The sequence below is a fragment of the Trabulsiella odontotermitis genome (genome assembly GCF_001188485.1).
Classification (GTDB): domain Bacteria; phylum Pseudomonadota; class Gammaproteobacteria; order Enterobacterales; family Enterobacteriaceae; genus Trabulsiella; species Trabulsiella odontotermitis_A.
Window position 1 is genome coordinate 58,673 of sequence record NZ_JNGH01000083.1, and the last position, 17,120, is coordinate 75,792.

The 17,120-nt window shown below is 55.5% G+C and carries 18 protein-coding genes and 4 pseudogenes; 14 read left to right on the forward strand and 8 right to left on the reverse strand.

Annotation, left to right across the window (positions count from 1 at the left end):
* Positions 1-11: 11 nt before the first annotated feature.
* Positions 12-299, reverse strand: coding sequence for a DUF1471 family protease activator YjfN (gene yjfN, locus GM30_RS10680; protein ID WP_049848607.1), 288 nt, complete (start codon positions 297-299; stop codon positions 12-14).
* Between the two features lie 129 nt (positions 300-428).
* On the reverse strand, positions 429-737 hold the full coding sequence (bsmA, locus tag GM30_RS10685; RefSeq protein WP_049848608.1) for a biofilm peroxide resistance protein BsmA: 309 nt from the start codon (positions 735-737) through the stop codon (positions 429-431).
* 206 nt (positions 738-943) lie between these two features.
* Between bsmA and yjfP the strand changes: the two genes are divergently transcribed.
* Positions 944-1,672: an esterase gene (gene yjfP, locus GM30_RS10690; protein WP_049848609.1), complete on the forward strand. Its 729-nt coding sequence runs from the start codon at positions 944-946 to the stop codon at positions 1,670-1,672.
* On the opposite strand, the gene ulaR is transcribed toward yjfP, so the two are convergent.
* Complete coding sequence (gene ulaR / locus GM30_RS10695) at positions 1,669-2,424, reverse strand: HTH-type transcriptional regulator UlaR (protein ID WP_049848610.1); 756 nt, start codon at positions 2,422-2,424, stop codon at positions 1,669-1,671. The genes yjfP and ulaR overlap by 4 nt on opposite strands.
* Positions 2,425-2,538: 114 nt before the next feature.
* Positions 2,539-3,590 (reverse strand): annotated as a pseudogene (gene ulaG / locus GM30_RS10700) (L-ascorbate 6-phosphate lactonase).
* Positions 3,591-3,955: 365 nt separating this feature from the next.
* Between ulaG and ulaA the strand changes: the two are divergent.
* From ulaA to GM30_RS10730, 6 genes and pseudogenes are all read left to right on the forward strand, one after another.
* Entirely contained in the window at positions 3,956-5,356 is a 1,401-nt protein-coding gene (gene ulaA, locus GM30_RS10705; RefSeq protein WP_049848611.1) for a PTS ascorbate transporter subunit IIC, read from the forward strand.
* Between the two features lie 12 nt (positions 5,357-5,368).
* Positions 5,369-5,674, forward strand: a complete 306-nt coding sequence (gene ulaB / locus GM30_RS10710) for a PTS ascorbate transporter subunit IIB (RefSeq protein WP_049848612.1) — start codon at positions 5,369-5,371, stop codon at positions 5,672-5,674.
* 9 nt (positions 5,675-5,683) lie between these two features.
* Positions 5,684-6,145 (forward strand): annotated as a pseudogene (gene ulaC, locus GM30_RS10715) (PTS ascorbate transporter subunit IIA); the annotation flags it as partial.
* 20 nt (positions 6,146-6,165) lie between these two features.
* Positions 6,166-6,768 carry a 3-keto-L-gulonate-6-phosphate decarboxylase UlaD gene (locus tag GM30_RS10720; protein WP_049848613.1) on the forward strand — a complete coding sequence of 201 codons (603 nt, stop codon included), beginning with the start codon at positions 6,166-6,168 and terminating at the stop codon, positions 6,766-6,768.
* Positions 6,769-6,777: 9 nt separating this feature from the next.
* The gene (locus GM30_RS10725; RefSeq protein ID WP_049848614.1) at positions 6,778-7,632 is read left to right on the forward strand and encodes an L-ribulose-5-phosphate 3-epimerase; all 855 of its coding nucleotides are present in this window, start codon (positions 6,778-6,780) and stop codon (positions 7,630-7,632) included.
* Positions 7,632-8,318 (forward strand): L-ribulose-5-phosphate 4-epimerase, encoded by a 687-nt coding sequence (locus GM30_RS10730; protein WP_049848615.1) that lies wholly within the window; start codon positions 7,632-7,634, stop codon positions 8,316-8,318. The genes GM30_RS10725 and GM30_RS10730 overlap by 1 nt, the downstream gene beginning before the upstream one ends.
* 89 nt (positions 8,319-8,407) lie before the next feature.
* Here the strand turns inward: GM30_RS10730 and GM30_RS10735 are convergent, their stop codons facing one another.
* A complete protein-coding gene (locus tag GM30_RS10735) occupies positions 8,408-8,629 on the reverse strand; it encodes a YdgH/BhsA/McbA family protein (protein WP_049848616.1) in 222 nt (73 codons plus the stop codon).
* A gap of 312 nt (positions 8,630-8,941) precedes the next feature.
* Between GM30_RS10735 and rpsF the strand changes: the two genes are divergently transcribed.
* The 4 genes from rpsF to rplI are packed head-to-tail and all read left to right on the forward strand — an operon-like array spanning position 8,942 to position 10,380.
* On the forward strand, positions 8,942-9,337 hold the full coding sequence (rpsF, locus tag GM30_RS10740) for a 30S ribosomal protein S6 (RefSeq protein WP_049848617.1): 396 nt from the start codon (positions 8,942-8,944) through the stop codon (positions 9,335-9,337).
* Between the two features lie 5 nt (positions 9,338-9,342).
* A complete protein-coding gene (gene priB / locus GM30_RS10745; protein ID WP_049848618.1) occupies positions 9,343-9,657 on the forward strand; it encodes a primosomal replication protein N in 315 nt (104 codons plus the stop codon).
* A 4-nt stretch (positions 9,658-9,661) separates the two neighbouring features.
* Positions 9,662-9,889 (forward strand): 30S ribosomal protein S18, encoded by a 228-nt coding sequence (gene rpsR / locus GM30_RS10750; RefSeq protein WP_000135199.1) that lies wholly within the window; start codon positions 9,662-9,664, stop codon positions 9,887-9,889.
* Positions 9,890-9,930: 41 nt separating this feature from the next.
* On the forward strand, positions 9,931-10,380 hold the full coding sequence (gene rplI / locus GM30_RS10755; protein WP_049848619.1) for a 50S ribosomal protein L9: 450 nt from the start codon (positions 9,931-9,933) through the stop codon (positions 10,378-10,380).
* Positions 10,381-10,590: 210 nt separating this feature from the next.
* On the opposite strand, the pseudogene GM30_RS10760 reads toward rplI, so the two are convergent.
* Positions 10,591-11,224, reverse strand: a pseudogene (locus tag GM30_RS10760) (LysM-like peptidoglycan-binding domain-containing protein).
* 159 nt (positions 11,225-11,383) lie between these two features.
* On the opposite strand from GM30_RS10760, the gene fklB reads away from it, so the two are divergent.
* Positions 11,384-12,004, forward strand: coding sequence for a BamJ family beta-barrel-assembly machinery protein (gene fklB, locus GM30_RS10765; protein ID WP_049848620.1), 621 nt, complete (start codon positions 11,384-11,386; stop codon positions 12,002-12,004).
* Between the two features lie 302 nt (positions 12,005-12,306).
* Positions 12,307-13,716 (forward strand): D-serine/D-alanine/glycine transporter, encoded by a 1,410-nt coding sequence (gene cycA / locus GM30_RS10770; protein WP_049848621.1) that lies wholly within the window; start codon positions 12,307-12,309, stop codon positions 13,714-13,716.
* Positions 13,717-13,761: 45 nt separating this feature from the next.
* On the opposite strand, the gene ytfE is transcribed toward cycA, so the two are convergent.
* Complete coding sequence (gene ytfE / locus GM30_RS10775) at positions 13,762-14,424, reverse strand: iron-sulfur cluster repair protein YtfE (protein WP_049848622.1); 663 nt, start codon at positions 14,422-14,424, stop codon at positions 13,762-13,764.
* Positions 14,425-14,665: 241 nt separating this feature from the next.
* Here ytfE and GM30_RS10780 point away from each other — a divergent pair, with 241 nt between their 5' ends.
* Complete coding sequence (locus GM30_RS10780; protein WP_049848623.1) at positions 14,666-16,306, forward strand: methyl-accepting chemotaxis protein; 1,641 nt, start codon at positions 14,666-14,668, stop codon at positions 16,304-16,306.
* Here the strand turns inward: GM30_RS10780 and GM30_RS27210 are convergent.
* Positions 16,210-17,090: pseudogene (locus GM30_RS27210) on the reverse strand (DMT family transporter); the annotation flags it as partial. The gene GM30_RS10780 and the pseudogene GM30_RS27210 overlap by 97 nt on opposite strands.
* Positions 17,091-17,120: the final 30 nt, after the last annotated feature.

Below are 17,120 nucleotides of genomic sequence, written 5' to 3' on the forward strand. Positions count from 1 at the left end.
TGCCCGGAAAATCAGGCGTACAGGATCGCTTTTACGCGCCAGTTATCGGGCTGCTGGTCTTCGTACATTTGTACGATACGGTACCAGGACGCTCCCTGTTCGTCTGCTTTGGACGCAATCACCCGCTCAACATCCTGTTGGCTACCCAAAATGCTGTTGACGGAGATCAGTCCAATTTCATTTAACCCGGTAACACAATCCGCGCTGGCAAACTCTGCTGATTGCGCGAAGGTGGTATCCATTCCTGCACAAAACAGGAAGGGGGATAAGGCAATTGATCGTTTCATCGTCAGCTCCATTTCACTTTACCCTGCGGTAAACCAGGGCATTCCATCGCAGGCGCTTCTCCTTAAGATAGTGCGCATTATGTCCCAGGAAACGTGAAGAGGCGCAAAGCCAATGTAAAGTGACTGAAAAGAATCAGATTGTCATTTACGATACAAAATGGCCTGTGAATACCACTGACCCGGGAACTGCGTATCGTCAATCATAACAATGACGTAGTAGTCTGCTTTCGCGGCGACGACTTTTGCTTTGATGGCCGCTTCCACATCCATTGGCGAACCATGAACCAGAGCGCTTACGGTACCCATTCGCTGCAAACCCTCCGTCTGATTACGGCGGATTTCCTGCGGATGATCGGATAGCGGTGGAGGAGGTTCAGGCGTGCCTTCAAGCAGGGTACAACCACTCAGTAATACTGCCAGCATCAAGGGCGCAAACCGTCGCATAGCCATATCTCGTTTCCTGATTGTCTTAGTGTAGTGGGTAATTGAGTCCCCTTTGGGGGAATGTTCCCGAAGTGTTATCTCGTACGCGATTTTCGAATGAAAATGTCACGAAAGCGTAATCCACATCCCAACATTATGAATCATTCCTCCCACCCGGTGCTTGCGGAATATCACTTCGCATGGCATACCAGCAGAAAAGAAGGAAATGAAATATGATTCAACTCGAAACACGCACGCTCGCGGGCGGTGAAATTCTTCATGCTTTTCCGCAACATTCGGCAATGGAGGCGCTTCCCTGCATTGTGTTTTACCACGGCTTCACGTCATCAAAACTGGTTTACAGCTATTTTGCCGTGGCGCTGGCGCAGGCGGGTTTTCGCGTCATCATGCCGGATGCCGCCGAACATGGCGCGCGGTTTAATGGTGACGAGCAAGGGAGAATGGCGCGTTTCTGGCCGATCCTGATGCAGAACTTTCACGAATTTCCGGCATTGCGCGATGCGCTGATAGCGGAAGGTTGGGTCAGCGAGGGACGTCTGGCGGTGGCGGGTGCCTCGATGGGCGGCATGACCGCACTGGGTATTATGACGCATCACCCGGACGTGGCCTGCGTCGCCAGTCTGATGGGGTCGGGCTATTTCAGTAGCCTGTCACGAACGTTGTTTCCATCGACCGATGGCTGGACACCACAGGCGCAGCAACAACTGGCGGAATGGGATGTTACCCACCACCTGGATACGCTGGCAAGCCGACCGCTGCTGCTATGGCACGGTGAAGACGATGATGTCGTTCCGGCCGGCGAGTCGTTCCGCTTGCAGCAGGCGTTGATTCGCCAGGGGCTGGACACCCGGCTGACCTGTGCCTGGCAGGCGAATGTGCGCCACCGCATCACCCCGGAAGCGCTGACATGCGCGGTGGATTTCTTTAAAAAACACCTCTAAACGAGGAGCACGTTTACGCCCTGGGCTTCCAGTTTTTTCAGGATCCCGGCGTCGGCCTGTTTGCCGGTGATCACCATATCGATTTCATCGGCACGGCTGAACAGCATGCCAGCGCGTTCGCCGACTTTGCTGCTGTCGACGAGTACCACCAGTTTGCCCACCACGTTCAGCATTTTCTGCTCGGCCATCGCCGTCAGCATATCGGTTTTATACAGCCCTTCGGCGGTCAGCCCTTTGCCGCTGGTGAACATCCAGTGCCCGGCGTACAGGCTGTTTTCGCTCCCCTGCGGGCTCAGCGTGATGGCGTGACTTTTGTTGTACTGGCCGCCCATGATAATCACGCTTTCATGCTCTTTATCGATCAGATAATTTGCCAGCGGCAGATAGTTGGTGATGATCTGCACCGGCTTGCCGCAGATTTCCCGCCCGAGCAGAAACGCCGTTGAACCGCAGTTAATCACCACGCTTTCGCCAGGCGTCACCAGTTGTGATGCCGCGCGGGCAATGCGCACTTTTTCATCGTGATTTTGCGCCTGATGAATGTTCAGCGGCGTCCAGCGCGGGCGCGGCTGGTTAATGGCTTCCGCGCCGTTGCGCACTTTTTTCAGCTTGCCGCTCTCATCCAGCTTATTGATATCGCGGCGCGCCGTTGCCGGTGAAATCCCAAGCCGGGCAATCACCTGCTCGACCGTGACGAAGCCCGTCTGTGCCAGTAATTCCAGCAGAATTTGATGTCGTTGTGCTTCCGTCATGAGCTGATCCGATAAAAAATGATGAATAAAGATGATATTTGAAATGGCCTGAAATTACTAAGACTTAGTGTGAGCATCGCAGAGCGGGACGCGCAACGCCTCCCGCCCGGCGATTTACAGAAACGATTTAAACGGCAGATCCGGCTCCTGGGTAAAGCAGTCGTCAAACCCGCGCGGATAGTGGTATTCGAACCGATCTTTATCCAGCGGCCAGGTAAATTTGCCGCCCACCNCTTAAAGCCATAATTCAGGCGGTCTTTTTTCATTTCCCACAGCACGCGGATCTCCTGCGGGTCGGCCTGAAAGTTTGACCAGATATCGTGATGAAACGGGATCACCACGCGGGTATTCAGCGCTTCCGCCATGCGCAGGATATCGGCGCTGGTCATTTTGTCGGTAATGCCGCGCGGGTTTTCGCCGTAGGAGCCAAGCGCCACGTCAATCAGATGCTCGTTGCCGTGCTTCGCGTAGTAGTTTGAGTAGTGAGAGTCACCGCTGTGGTAGAGCGTGCCGCCGGGGGTTTTGAACAGATAGTTAACGGCGCGCTGGTCCATGCCGTCCGGCAGCACGCCCGCCGCTTTTTGCTCTGCGGGAAGCGTGATCAATGCCGTGCGGTCGAACGCATCCAGTGCATGGATTTCAATATCTTTGATTTTCACCACGTCGCCGGGTTTAACCACAATGCAACGCGACGCCGGAACGCCCCATCCTGTCCACAGATCCACGCAGGTTTGCGGTCCGATGAACGGCACATCGTCCGGGCAGTTCTGCATTACCGCCGCCGCGACATTCACATCAATATGATCGTTGTGATCGTGCGTCGCCAGCACGGCGTCTATCTGACGGATAGCGAACGGATCGAGCACAAACGGCGTGGTGCGCAGGTTGGGCTGCAGTTTTTTGACCCCTGCCATGCGTTGCATCTGATGGCCGTTTTTCATCAACGGATTGCCGTGGCTCTGTTTACCGGTACCGCACCAGAAATCGACGCAGATGTTGGTTCCGCCCTCTGATTTCAGCCAGATCCCGGTACAACCGAGCCACCACATGGCGAACGTGCCCGGCGCTACCTGCTCCTGCTCAATCTCTTCGTTCAGCCAGCTTCCCCATTCCGGAAAGGTCGTCAAAATCCAGGATTCACGGGTGATGGTGCTTACTTTACTCATCGTCTCTTCCCTCATGTTTAATCAATTTAAATCATAAAATGATTGAATTTGAGTAATCCTGACACCGTTTTTCGCTGAATGCAATAACCGGATTCGCCACTTTTGCCGCTAACAGACCACTGCTAATACGTAAGAGTAATACATTGAATCTCTTATATTTATAATTCATTCAATAAGTTAAAAGCGATTTTTCTGTTGTAAGCCGCACCGCAGCAAAGGCGTAAGAAGATCGGGGAAATAAATTGCGGCGCGAATCACATTTAATCAAATTTAATCTTGTTGTGATTATTTTTGATTATTAGAGTGAAGGCACAAGCGAAACCGGGCGGGTCAGCCGTCCGGCGTTTCCCCTTCTGGAGAGCGTTATGGATATCCTTTACGACATCTTTACCGTGTTCTTTAACCAGGTCATGACCAACGCCCCGCTGCTGCTGGGTATCGTGACGTGCCTGGGCTACATCCTGCTGCGTAAAAGCGTCAGCGTCATCATCAAGGGAACGATCAAAACCATTATCGGTTTCATGCTGTTGCAGGCGGGGTCCGGCATCCTGACCAGCACCTTCAAACCGGTGGTAGCGAAAATGTCTGAGGTCTATGGCATCAACGGCGCCATCTCGGATACCTACGCCTCCATGATGGCGACCATTGAGCGAATGGGCGATGCCTACAGCTGGGTGGGGTACGCGGTGTTGCTGGCGCTGGCGTTAAACATCATTTACGTGCTGCTGCGCCGCGTGACGGGGATCCGCACCATCATGCTGACGGGCCACATTATGTTCCAGCAGGCCGGGCTTATCGCCGTGTTCCTGTATATCCTCGGTTACCCAATGTGGACCACCATTATCTGCACCGCGGTGCTGGTCTCGTTGTACTGGGGCATCACCTCCAACATGATGTACAAACCCACGCAGGACGTCACCGACGGGTGCGGTTTCTCTATCGGTCATCAGCAGCAGTTTGCCTCCTGGCTGGCGTACAAGCTGGCACCGTATCTCGGTAAAAAAGAGGAGAGCGTTGAGGATCTCAAGCTGCCGGGCTGGCTGAATATTTTCCATGACAACATCGTTTCAACGGCGATCGTCATGACGCTCTTCTTCGGCGCGATTTTGCTGTCGTTCGGCACGGGCACCGTGCAGGCGATGGCGGGGAAAACGCACTGGACGATTTATATCCTGCAGACCGGTTTCCAGTTCGCGGTGGCAATTTTCATCATCGTGCAGGGTGTGCGGATGTTCGTGGCCGAACTTTCAGAAGCCTTTAACGGGATCTCTCAACGTCTGATCCCCGGTGCCGTGCTGGCGATTGACTGCGCCGCTATTTACAGTTTCGCGCCTAACGCCGTGGTGTGGGGTTTTATGTGGGGCACCATTGGTCAACTGATTGCGGTCGGCGTGCTGATCGCCTGTGGCTCTTCCATCCTGATTATTCCCGGCTTTATCCCGATGTTCTTCTCCAACGCCACTATCGGCGTGTTTGCCAACCACTTTGGCGGCTGGCGGGCGGCGCTGAAGATTTGTCTGGTGATGGGCGTGATTGAAATTTTTGGCTGCGTCTGGGCGGTGAAACTCACTGGCATGAGCGCCTGGATGGGCATGGCGGACTGGTCAATTCTCGCACCGCCGATGATGCAGGGGCTGGCGTCCGTCGGGCTGGCGTTTATGGCCGTGATGATTCTGATTGCCCTCGCTTATATGTTCTTCGCGGGCCGCGCGCTGCGCGCCGAAGAGGACGCGGAAAAACAACTGGCAGAACACTCTGCGCACTAAGGAGTTCCGATTATGACCGTACGTATTCTTGCCGTCTGTGGTTGTGGGCAGGGCAGTTCCATGATCATGAAAATGAAAGTCGATCAGTTCCTGACGCAACAGGGCGTTGACCATACCGTCAACAGCTGTGCTGTCGGCGAGTATAAAAGCGAGCTGAGTGGTGCAGACATTATTATCGCCTCAACCCATGTCGCCAGCGAAATCAGTGTGTCAGGCAACAAGTATGTGGTGGGCGTGCGCAATATGCTCTCCGCCGCCGATTTCGGCCCGAAGCTGATGGAAGTGATTGGTGCACACTTCCCGCAAGATATGAAGTAAGGACACGCCATGAAACTACGTGATTCGCTGGTGGAGAACCATTCCATACGGCTGCAGGCGGTGGCTGATAGCTGGCAGGCGGCGGTGAAAATCGGCGTCGATCTGCTGGTGGCCGCCGATGTGGTCGAGCCGCGCTATTACCAGGCCATTCTTGATGGCGTGGAACGTTTCGGTCCGTATTTCGTCATCGCGCCGGGGCTGGCGATGCCGCACGGTCGCCCGGAAGAGGGGGTAAAAAAGAACGGTTTTGCGCTGGTGACGCTAAAAACGCCGATGGTGTTTAACCACGAGGACAACGACCCGGTTGATATCCTGATCACGCTGGCGGCGGTTGATGCCCGAAGCCATCAGGAAGAGGGCATCATGCAGATCGTCAATCTGTTTGAAGATGAAGCCAATTTTGACCGACTCCGCGCCTGCCGCAGCGAGCAGGACGTGCTGAATTTAATCGATAACGCCACGGCGGCGGCTGTTTTAGAGGGGGAGAAAAGATGTTGCAAGTCGCACTGGATAACCAGACGTTGGCCGATGCCTATGAAACGACCCGCCTGATTGCCAAAGAGGTCGATATTATTGAGGTCGGCACCATTTTGTGTGTCGGCGAAGGCGTGCGTGCCGTCCGTGATCTGAAAGCACTCTACCCGCATAAAATCGTGCTGGCGGATGCCAAAATCGCCGACGCCGGAAAAATCCTCTCCCGCATGTGTTTTGACGCGCAGGCGGATTGGGTCACGGTGATCTGCTGCGCCGACATTAATACCGCCAGAGGTGCGCTGGATGTGGCAAAAGAGTACAACGGTGATGTGCAGATCGAACTGACGGGTTTCTGGACCTGGGAGCAGGCGCAGGCGTGGCGTGATGTCGGCATTGCGCAGGTGGTCTATCACCGTAGCCGCGATGCGCAGGCGGCTGGCGTCGCGTGGGGCGAGGCCGATATCACCGCCATTAAACGGCTGGGGGGAANNGAAGATCTGCCGCTGTTCAAAGGCATTCCCATTCACGTCTTTATCGCCGGTCGTAGCATTCGCGATGCTGCCAGCCCGGTAGAAGCCGCGCGTCAGTTTAAGCGCGCCATCGCACAGCTGTGGGGTTAAGGAGCAGTTATGACGGCAAATCCGGTGCCGCTCGGCATCTATGAAAAAGCGCTTCCCGTCGGGGAGTGCTGGCTGGAACGGCTGCGGCTGGCGAAAGCGCTGGGGTTTGATTTTGTCGAAATGTCAGTTGATGAAACCGATGAACGGCTGGCGCGCCTTGACTGGACGGCGGCGCAAAAGCTGGCGCTGGTCAAAGCGATTGCCGAAACCGGCGTACGTGTGTCGTCGATGTGTCTCAGTGCGCACCGTCGTTTCCCGCTCGGCAGCGAGGATAACGGCGTGCGCGCGCAGGGGCTGGCCATCATGCAAAAAGCCATTCGTTTCGCGCAGGATGTCGGCATTCGCGTGATCCAACTGGCGGGATACGACGTTTACTATCAACAGGCCAATGATGAAACGCGCCGCCGTTTTCGCGACGGGCTGCGGAAGAGCGTCGATATGGCCAGCCGGGCGCAGGTGACGCTGGCGATGGAAATCATGGATTACCCGCTGATGAATTCCATCAGCAAAGCACTGGGCTACGCGCATTACCTGAATAACCCATGGTTTCAGCTCTATCCTGACATCGGCAATTTATCGGCGTGGGATAACGACGTGCAGATGGAGCTACAGGCCGGGATGGGCCATATCGTGGCGGTGCATGTAAAAGATACCCGTCCGGGCATCTTTAAAAACGTACCGTTCGGCAGCGGCGTGGTGGATTTCGAAGCCTGTTTCCGTACGCTAAAACAGGGCGGCTACTGCGGCCCTTATCTGATTGAGATGTGGAGCGAAACCGCTGACGATCCCGCCGCGGAAGTGGTCAAAGCCCGCGACTGGGTGCGTGAACGTATGGCCCGCGCCGGGCTGGGGGAGGCCGCCTGATGCAACAGCTTAAACAGCAGGTGTTTGACGCCAATAGGGATTTGCCCCGCTATGGGCTGGTGACCTTTACCTGGGGCAATGTCAGCGCTATTGATCGCGAGCGTCGCCGGGTGGTCATCAAACCCAGCGGTGTGGCCTATGACACCATGACGGTTGACGACATGGTGGTGGTCGATCTGAACGGGCGTGTCGTGGAAGGCCAATGGCGGCCGTCGTCAGACACCGCCACGCATCTGGCATTGTATCGCCGCTATCCGACGCTCGGCGGCGTGGTGCATACCCATTCCACGCACGCCACTGCCTGGGCACAGGCCGGGCTTGCCATTCCTGCGTTGGGCACCACTCATGCGGATTACTTTTTTGGTGATATTCCCTGCACCCGTGCGCTCAACGAACAGGAAATCGCCGACGATTATGAACGGCATACCGGTACGGTGATTATCGAAACCCTCGGTGAACGCGAGCCACTGCAGATGCCGGGTATGGTGGTATATCAGCATGGACCCTTTGCCTGGGGGAAAGACGCGCACGATGCTGTTCATAATGCCGTGGTGATGGAAGAGGTCGCGAAAATGGCATGGATTGCGCGCGGCATTAATCCGCTGCTGAACCCTATTGATCCGGCATTAATGAATAAGCATTTTCTGCGCAAGCACGGGCCGGATGCTTATTATGGTCAGAAATAAACGGGGGTCAGAAATCACGCGCCAAAAAAAGCCCCCGGATACGGGGGCGAAGAAAGGGGATGGTTATTCTCGTTGGGATGTACCTGGTGCTAGCGGTAAATTTCGGCGCTGGCGTGGATAAGGCCGTTGCTGCCCGGCTCGTGCAGTAACACCGGGTAGAAGTACCTTGCGCCTTGCGCGTCACTCTCTTCGTTAAGGGCTTGATCCGCTTCGCTTTCAGTGGCGAGATTATGATTAATGTAAATAACGCCTAAGCTCTGCACATCGTCCATATTTTTGGCCTGTGAGCCGGTGATTTTAACGGCTGGCATCCCGNNAGCCTCTCCTTCTTGATTCGGATGGGGTATGATGTAAGTGTAATGCCTCCTCGTGGGTTAAATAGCGACCATTTCTGATGCTGTTGTTCAAAAAAATGCCGCATCCGTTGTTGATTAATTTTAAATCACCGACTTATCCCCGCTTCTCGCTTTGTGCGAATTATTTAGACAATCACCTTGTCTTTACAGGGCGCCGCAAGTAGAATGACGCGTCAATTTTTCAGCCGCCCTTTAATCACGTTCCTTGCCTCCATGGGCCGCGGCTGACCCAGACAGGAGGCTGAATAATCCGTAAGGAGCAATTCGATGCGTCATTACGAAATCGTTTTTATGGTCCATCCTGACCAGAGCGAACAGGTTCCGGGCATGATCGAGCGCTACACTGCTGCCATCACTGGTGCAGAAGGCAAGATCCACCGTCTGGAAGACTGGGGCCGCCGTCAGCTGGCTTACCCGATCAACAAACTGCACAAAGCGCATTACGTTCTGCTGAACGTTGAAGCGCCGCAGGAAGTGATCGATGAGCTGGAAACGACTTTCCGCTTCAACGATGCCGTTATCCGTAGCATGGTAATGCGTACTAAACACGCTGTTACCGAAGCATCTCCGATGGTTAAAGCGAAAGACGAGCGCCGTGAGCGTCGCGATGATTTCGCAAACGAAACCGCAGATGATGCAGATGCTGGGGATTCTGAAGAGTAATTCTGATGACCAATCGGCTGGTGTTGTCCGGTACCGTGTGCAGGACGCCCCTTCGCAAGGTCAGCCCATCAGGAATTCCTCACTGCCAGTTCGTGCTTGAGCACCGTTCAGTGCAGGAGGAAGCCGGTTTTCACCGGCAGGCGTGGTGCCAGATGCCCGTTATTATTAGCGGACACGAGAACCAGGCCATTACTCACAGTATAACGGTCGGTACTGCAGTCACCGTTCAGGGGTTCATCAGTTGCCACAAGGCAAAGAACGGCCTGACAAAAATGGTTCTGCATGCCGAGCAGATTGAATTGATAGATTCTGGAGACTAGCCAAATGGCACGTTATTTCCGTCGTCGCAAGTTCTGCCGTTTCACCGCGGAAGGCGTTCAAGAGATCGACTATAAAGATATCGCTACGCTGAAAAACTACATCACCGAAAGCGGTAAGATTGTCCCGAGCCGTATCACCGGTACCCGTGCAAAATATCAGCGTCAGCTGGCACGCGCTATCAAACGCGCTCGCTACCTGTCCCTGCTGCCGTACACTGATCGTCATCAGTAATCGGTCACGGTCCATTAATACGACTTTGAGAGGATAAGGTAATGCAAGTTATTCTGCTTGATAAAGTAGCAAACCTGGGCAGCCTGGGTGATCAGGTTAACGTTAAAGCGGGCTACGCTCGTAACTTCCTGGTACCGCAGGGCAAAGCTGTTCCGGCAACCAAGAAAAACGTTGAATATTTCGAAGCACGTCGTGCTGAACTGGAAGCCAAACTGGCTGACGTTCTGGCGGCTGCTAATGCTCGCGCTGAGAAAATCAACGCGCTGGGCAGCGTAACCATCGCGTCTAAAGCAGGCGACGAAGGTAAACTGTTCGGTTCCATCGGTACTCGCGACATCGCTGACGCTGTTTCTGCAGCTGGCGTTGACGTGGCTAAGAGCGAAGTTCGTCTGCCGAACGGCGTTCTGCGTACCACTGGTGAGCACGAAGTGGACTTCCAGGTTCACAGCGAAGTGTTTGCTAAACTGGTTGTAAACGTTGTTGCTGAGTAAGTCATTACTCAACTTCAATATCGAAGCGCCGGCCTTGTGCCGGCGTTTTGCTTTTTTAGCCTGGTAGAAGAAATGGAATTCGCAGCGCCAGCACCGTTTTTTGCCCGCAGGAATGCCGCCTGGGCGTGTGCGACGCTGTGCTGTCTGCTGTTGGTCTGCGCAGTGAAGCACGGCCCCGGTCAGCGGCAGGGTTACCGGGGCAGGAAATGTTTAACGTGCGCGGATAAAACTGCCGTCGGACTGGCGGGTAAACAGCACCTGCTGGTCGTTACCGGTGTCAATCGTTAACCCTGTCACCACGCCGTTAGCATTCTGGCGAATCTTAACCATCTGGCCGGTTTGCAGGTTGCTCAGCGGCTTGCCGCTGCCTTCCACTTTTGCCATGGCGTAGACGTCGGTTGGCGGCAGATTATGATCGCGGAACACCTGGGCGAGGGTTTTACCCGATTCAATGCGATACGAGCGCCATTGTTGCTCGATGCCCGGCGTCGGTTGTGCTGGCGGCGGGGGCGTTTGTGCCTGCGCCTGAGGCTCGCCTTCCTGCACCGGCTCCGGTGCGACGGGCGCTACCTGCTGTGGATCGTTAGCCGGCGGCGTCACTGCGTTTGCAGCGGAGGCTGTTCGCTCTGGGGTCCGGAGGCAGACGGGATGTTTAACTGCGCGTCGCGCGTGACAGGCGGTGAGGAACGGTCGTCATCCCCTGACGGAAGCAGAACGCCGATGACCACTAACAGGGCGCCGATGATAATGCCGCGACGGTGCAACGGCGGCAGCGGGTNCGAATGTCGTCTGGTGCATGCCAGATTTTCAGCAACGTCTGTTGTAATGGGTTTCGCCCGGGCATGGCTTTCCTCCTGCTCCGCGATCCTGGTTCCTGTGCCACTCAGTATATACATAATTTTCTCAGGGCCACATTTACTCTCTTCACGTTACACAAAGTTTTACCCGAAACCGCGTGGCTGCTATGCTGCCCGCTACTTTATACCCGATGAAAGGAAAGACGATGGCAACCCCGACTTTTGACACGATTGAAGCGCAGGCAAGTTACGGTATTGGCTTACAGGTAGGGCAACAGCTTAGCGAATCCGGTTTGCAGGGGCTGCTGCCGGAAGCACTGGTAGCGGGTATCGCCGACGCGCTGGAAGGCAAACAGCCGCAGGTTCCGGTTGATGTGGTGCATCGCGCGCTGCGTGAAATTCACGAACGTGCCGACGCTGTTCGCCGTGAGCGTTTTGAAGCGATGGCCGCTGAAGGCGTGAAATACCTTGAAGAAAACCGTGAGAAAGAGGGTGTGAACAGCACCGAATCCGGCCTGCAATTCCGCGTGATCAACCAGGGTGAAGGTGCTATCCCGGCGCGTACTGACCGCGTTCGCGTTCACTACACCGGTAAGCTTATCGACGGTACCGTCTTTGACAGCTCCGTTGCACGCGGCGAACCGGCAGAGTTTCCGGTGAACGGCGTTATCGCAGGCTGGATCGAAGCGCTGACCCTGATGCCGGTTGGCTCGAAGTGGGAACTGACTATCCCTCACGATCTGGCGTACGGCGAGCGTGGCGCGGGCGCGTCCATCCCGCCATTTAGCACCCTGGTGTTTGATGTCGAACTGCTGGAAATTCTGTAACGCAGGATGAATACTCTCCCCGTACGGGGAGAGTAATAACAAAATCAGTGTAAAATCCTCAAGTTAAGCGTTTATCAATATTTTATTTTATTGATATCGATTTTGTACGTTTTATTGTGATGTGATTCGCGGTTTAAGAGTGATATAACACTCACTTTAAACATATATTTAACATTTAATTCATTTCACAGTATTCATCCTGCCGATTCTTACCTAATATCGATAAATCCCTGAACAGGGGCCAGAACATAAAAAGGCCGCAGAGCCAGCACAACACAACAGGAACACAGGAAGAAAATCACATGGTAGATCAGGTTAAAGTCGCTGCTGAAGGGCAGGATCCGACTGAACAGTCGCTACGGCGAAATCTTACTAACCGTCATATCCAGCTTATCGCCATCGGCGGCGCCATTGGTACCGGCCTGTTTATGGGCTCAGGGAAAACCATCAGCCTCGCCGGGCCGTCGATCATTTTTGTTTATATGATCATCGGCTTCATGCTGTTTTTCGTCATGCGCGCGATGGGCGAGCTGCTGCTGTCAAACCTTGAATACAAATCCTTTAGCGACTTCGCGGCCGACTTGCTTGGCCCCTGGGCGGGCTATTTTACCGGCTGGACCTACTGGTTTTGCTGGGTGGTCACCGGCATGGCGGACGTTGTCGCCATCACGGCGTACGCGCAATTCTGGTTCCCGGATCTCTCCGACTGGGTGGCATCGTTGGCGGTGGTTGTCCTGCTGCTGAGCCTGAATCTCGCCACAGTGAAGATGTTCGGTGAAATGGAGTTCTGGTTTGCGATGATCAAAATCGTCGCCATCGTGGCGCTGATTGTCGTGGGCCTGGTGATGGTGCTGACCCACTTCCAGTCACCAACCGGTGTTGAAGCGTCATTCGCGCATCTGTGGAATGACGGCGGCTGGTTCCCGAAAGGGATTAGCGGCTTCTTTGCGGGCTTCCAGATAGCGGTGTTCGCCTTTGTCGGTATCGAACTGGTGGGCACCACGGCGGCGGAAACCAAAGATCCGGAGAAATCGCTGCCGCGCGCGATTAACTCCATTCCCATTCGTATCATCATGTTCTACGTTTTTGCGCTGATCGTCATTATGTCGGTCACCCCGTGGAGCTCAGTCGTGCCGGACAAGAGCCCGTTCGTGGAGCTGTTCGTGCTGGTGGGTATTCCGGCGGCGGCCAGTATCATCAACTTTGTGGTACTGACTTCAGCGGCCTCTTCTGCAAACAGCGGCGTGTTTTCGACCAGCCGTATGCTGTTCGGTCTGGCGCAGGATGGCGTAGCCCCGAAAGCCTTCGCCAAACTCTCTAAGCGCGCGGTACCGGCGAAAGGGCTGACCTTCTCCTGTATCTGCCTGCTGGGCGGCGTGGTGATGCTGTACGTTAACCCGAGCGTGATTACCGCGTTCACTATGATCACCACCGTGTCGGCGATCCTGTTCATGTTTGTCTGGACGATTATCCTTTGCTCGTACCTCGTGTACCGCAAACAGCGTCCGCAACTGCATGAGAAATCGATCTACAAGATGCCGCTGGGCAAGCTGATGTGCTGGGTGTGCATGGCGTTCTTCGTCTTCGTTATCGTGCTGTTGACGCTGGAAGATGACACGCGTCAGGCGCTGATCGTCACGCCGCTGTGGTTTATCGCGCTGGGGCTGGGCTGGCTGTTTATCGGTAAGAAACGGATGGCAGGGCTGCGTTAATTCAGCTAAAAGATGGCGCTGCGAATGCAGCGCCATTCAACGGTATTACTCTCCGCTCAACGCACGCGGAAACAGCACGTTATTCTCAAGGCTGATGTGTTCCATCAGGTCATCAATCATCTCGTTAATGCCGTTGTACATCGCTTTCCACGTCGTGCACGCTTCCGGCGGCGGGGTGACGTTATTGGTGGTGTGCTTAATCACTTCCAGCAGTTCACCCGCTTCATCATGCTCGCTTTCCATCACGCTGATCGGCCCCGTTGCCTGACGTCCCATGCCTTGTTTAATCATCGGGAACAGGATCTGCTCCTCTTTCATCATATGGCTGGACAGCTCCTGGTGCAGCATGGTCAGGTATTTCGCCAGACCGCGCGGTACGGTGGGTTTGTCAGCGTGAACGCGTTCCACTTTGGTGGCCTGAAGGATAAGCTCTGGCAGTTGTTCGCGATGACGATCGTGGTAACGCACGATGATGTGGTCGATGATGTCGCCGAGCGGCGCCACGCGCCAGTCTTTCTCCACCGGTTGCGCAGCGAGCGTCGCCAGCTCCGCTTCGATGGCGTCAAGATCCAGCTCCTTACGGGTAGCGGCACGCTCCAGCGTCTGCTTGCCACCACAGCAGTAATCCATATCGTATTTACGGAACAGCGCAGAGGCGCGTGGGATAGAGAGCGCCAGTTCACCTAAGGGTTGGTCACGGAAGGCCATAGCAGTTACCTCGTCATTAATAATATAAGATGCATTTTAAATGCATCTTTAAAATAACACCATACCCCTTTTGAGGTGCAGGTTTTTGCGAGCTTCGTCACAAAAATTTTTTGTACGTTAAGATCCTGACCCGTATTGAAAAATTGCCGACGGGCAACTGGCCTGCACGAAAGCGCGTTAAATAACCGCAAACCGCTGCCGATAGTTAGTGCTCAACACCTGCACATAAAAAAGGCTATTCATGTTTAAACGTATAAAAGTCATTACCCTGCTTATTACGGTGCTGTTTGTGCTCGGCGCAATGCAGCTCTTTTCCGCAGGGATATTTGTTAAAGCGCTGAATAACGATAAAAACAATTTCAGCGTGGCCCAGCTTTCCAATGAGAACGTCGCCGCATTTACCGATGCGTGGGTGAGCCTCAACCAGGCGCGCGTCACCCTCAACCGCGGGATGCTGCGCCTGCAAAGCAGCATGGGAACCCAAATCAATGGCGGTCAGCTGAGCGAACTGGTGAAAACCGCGAACGACCTGCTGGCGGAAGCCAAAGGGCATTACGATCGCTACCACGAACTGCCAAATACGCCGGGGCTCGACAAAAACCTGACCGAGAGCCTGGAAACCCAGTACGGCATTTACTCCGCCACGCTTGCCCGCATGACTGTGCTGCTGGACCAGGGCAAGCTGGAAGACATGTTTAAAGAGAACGCCGAGCAGAAACAGCAGGCGATGCAGAAATCCTACCGTGAGTGGCGTGCGATGCAGACGCAGCTGACCAACGCCGGGATTGAGGACAACAACAACGACTACTCGCGCATTCTGTGGATCCTCGTGACCATCATGGTGATTGTGGTGGTTGCCATTGTGGCGAGCTGGGTGGCGATGCAGCGTGTGCTGCTGAAACCGCTGCATCAGGTGATGGAACACATTCGCGCGATTGCCGCAGGCGACCTGACGCATCCCATCGATGCCGATGGCAGCAACGAAATGGCGTTGCTGGCGGGCAACGTGCGTGAAATGCAGCAGGCGCTGGCGAAAACCGTCACCATTGTGCGCGAAGGCGCCGACACCATCTACACCGGCGCGGGCGAAATCTCGGCAGGCAGCAACGATCTCTCTTCGCGTACCGAACAGCAGGCCGCGTCGCTGGAAGAGACTGCCGCGAGCATGGAACAACTGACGGCAACCGTGAAGCAGAACGCCGACAACGCCCGCCAGGCGTCCGGCCTTGCGTTGACCGCCTCGAAAACCGCGCAGAAAGGCGGTGATGTGGTGGATGGCGTGGTGCGTACAATGGACGAAATTGCCCGCAGTTCCGGCCAGATTTCGCAGATCACCAGCGTGATCGACGGCATTGCTTTCCAGACCAATATTCTGGCGCTGAACGCGGCGGTGGAAGCGGCGCGCGCCGGTGAGCAGGGCAGAGGCTTTGCGGTAGTCGCAGGCGAAGTCCGTACGCTGGCGCAACGCAGCGCGCAGGCGGCGAAAGAAATTAAGGGGCTTATCGAAGACTCGGTCGAGCGCGTCAGCACCGGTTCCACGCTGGTGCATGAAGCGGGCGAAACGATGGCGGAAATCGTCAATTCAGTGACGCGCGTGAATGACATCATGGCGGAAATCGCCTCGGCCTCTGACGAACAGAGCCGCGGTATCGATCAGGTCGGTCAGGCCATCGCCGAAATGGATCGCGTGACGCAGCAAAACGCCTCGTTGGTGGAAGAGTCTGCCGCCGCGGCTGCCGCGCTGGAAGAGCAATCTGCGCGCCTGAACGAAACCGTTGCGGTGTTTAAAATCGGGCGTGTCGGTTTTGCTCTGACCGCCATCACCACGCCAGTGACCAGCAACAGGATCCCGCTCAGCGTGAGCCACGGTGGGATGCTCTGACGCAGCAGAAAGGTGTAGAGCAGCCCCGCCAGCGTTTCAAACACAATCAGCGGGCCGACGATCACTGTCGGCAACCGCTGACTGGCAATGTTCCAGCACAGTGCGCCCACCCACGAACAGAAAATCGCAATGGCAATCATCAGGGTGATAAACACCGTCGGTCGCGGCCCAAACGGCAGTGGGAAGGTGACGTCCTGCACGCTCAGCCAGCCACAGGCGGCGAGATAGCCCGCCAGCGACACCGGCAGCGGTAACCGNNGGATTTTCCCGCAGCCAGCGCGCGTTACGCAGCGCATACCACGCCCAGCAGACCACCGAAATCAGCGCCAGCCCGACGCCGGAACCGTAGCGCCACCAACTAAAATCGGGCAGCCCGTGGCGCAATTCGGCGATATTCACGCAGACCAGCCCGAGCGCGGTACAGACCAGCGCGGGGATCATGCGCGACCAGGGCAGCTTGCCGTCGCGACGGCTGTAGAGCAGGTTGGCGAACACCGGGATCACCACCGGCAGGGTGCCGATGATCATCGTTGAAACCGGCGCGCCGGCGCGCTGAATGGCGCTCGCGAGGCACAGGTAATAGATCAGATTGCCCATCATGGTGAGGCCGAGCGCGGTCAGCCAGTCGTGAGGCGTCAGCTGTTTCAGCCGCCCGCGCCCCAGCCACGCCAGCGGCAGGGGGGNACTGCAACACCGCCGGGTATTCCGGCACCATCAGCGGGCCGACGAAAATTAATCCCCACATTAACCCTGCCAGCAGGGCATACAGCACGCCGCTTATCATTTCTTAGCCCTTACCCTCGTTGAGCTGTAA

Excerpts from the sequence above, each read along its gene's own strand:
- rplI (WP_049848619.1), top strand. The coding sequence starts at position 9,931 with ATGCAAGTTATTCTGCTTGATAAAGTAGCAAACCTGGGCAGCCTGGGT.
- ulaB (WP_049848612.1), top strand. The coding sequence starts at position 5,369 with ATGACCGTACGTATTCTTGCCGTCTGTGGTTGTGGGCAGGGCAGTTCC.
- GM30_RS10730 (WP_049848615.1), top strand. The coding sequence starts at position 7,632 with ATGCAACAGCTTAAACAGCAGGTGTTTGACGCCAATAGGGATTTGCCC.
- GM30_RS10780 (WP_049848623.1), top strand. The coding sequence starts at position 14,666 with ATGTTTAAACGTATAAAAGTCATTACCCTGCTTATTACGGTGCTGTTT.
- GM30_RS10725 (WP_049848614.1), top strand. The coding sequence starts at position 6,778 with ATGACGGCAAATCCGGTGCCGCTCGGCATCTATGAAAAAGCGCTTCCC.
- rpsF (WP_049848617.1), top strand. The coding sequence starts at position 8,942 with ATGCGTCATTACGAAATCGTTTTTATGGTCCATCCTGACCAGAGCGAA.
- ulaR (WP_049848610.1), bottom strand. The coding sequence starts at position 2,424 with ATGACGGAAGCACAACGACATCAAATTCTGCTGGAATTACTGGCACAG.
- ytfE (WP_049848622.1), bottom strand. The coding sequence starts at position 14,424 with ATGGCCTTCCGTGACCAACCCTTAGGTGAACTGGCGCTCTCTATCCCA.
- priB (WP_049848618.1), top strand. The coding sequence starts at position 9,343 with ATGACCAATCGGCTGGTGTTGTCCGGTACCGTGTGCAGGACGCCCCTT.
- yjfP (WP_049848609.1), top strand. The coding sequence starts at position 944 with ATGATTCAACTCGAAACACGCACGCTCGCGGGCGGTGAAATTCTTCAT.
- ulaA (WP_049848611.1), top strand. The coding sequence starts at position 3,956 with ATGGATATCCTTTACGACATCTTTACCGTGTTCTTTAACCAGGTCATG.
- rpsR (WP_000135199.1), top strand. The coding sequence starts at position 9,662 with ATGGCACGTTATTTCCGTCGTCGCAAGTTCTGCCGTTTCACCGCGGAA.
- cycA (WP_049848621.1), top strand. The coding sequence starts at position 12,307 with ATGGTAGATCAGGTTAAAGTCGCTGCTGAAGGGCAGGATCCGACTGAA.
- fklB (WP_049848620.1), top strand. The coding sequence starts at position 11,384 with ATGGCAACCCCGACTTTTGACACGATTGAAGCGCAGGCAAGTTACGGT.
- bsmA (WP_049848608.1), bottom strand. The coding sequence starts at position 737 with ATGGCTATGCGACGGTTTGCGCCCTTGATGCTGGCAGTATTACTGAGT.
- GM30_RS10735 (WP_049848616.1), bottom strand. The coding sequence starts at position 8,629 with ATGCCAGCCGTTAAAATCACCGGCTCACAGGCCAAAAATATGGACGAT.
- yjfN (WP_049848607.1), bottom strand. The coding sequence starts at position 299 with ATGGAGCTGACGATGAAACGATCAATTGCCTTATCCCCCTTCCTGTTT.